Annotated in this window: 1 pseudogene; it reads left to right on the forward strand. The window is 79.1% G+C overall.

Annotated elements, in window-relative coordinates:
* Positions 1 to 369: pseudogene (locus tag G3I53_RS03150) on the forward strand (hypothetical protein); the annotation flags it as partial.

Genomic DNA, 369 nt, shown 5'->3' on the forward strand with positions numbered 1-369 from the left:
GTCCAGCTCGACGCCATGCAGTTCGCGGACGGCGTGCTGCGCAGGACCCCCGGCGTGCAGCCCGCGGCCCCCGAGCCGTCGGAGGGCCCCGTCTTCGTCGACGAGTCCGGCCGCCGCGGCCGCCGCTACCGCCGCATCGGCCTGGCCGTCGGCCTCGCCTGCGCCGGGTACGCCGTCGTCATCGTCGCCACGCTGCTGTCGGGGAACTCCGACGCCCCCTGGCTCCCCGTCCCGGGCCAGGAGGCCGACGCGCCCGCGGGCCAGGTCGACACCTCGCCGCAGCCGGCCGAGTCCGACGACACCGCCGGATCCGGCGCCAGCCTCGGCCCGGGCGGCCTGCCCAGCGGGGGCGACCTCACCGTGCCGACG

This window comes from Streptomyces sp. SID14436 (genome assembly GCF_010548465.1).
Lineage (GTDB): Bacteria > Actinomycetota > Actinomycetes > Streptomycetales > Streptomycetaceae > Streptomyces.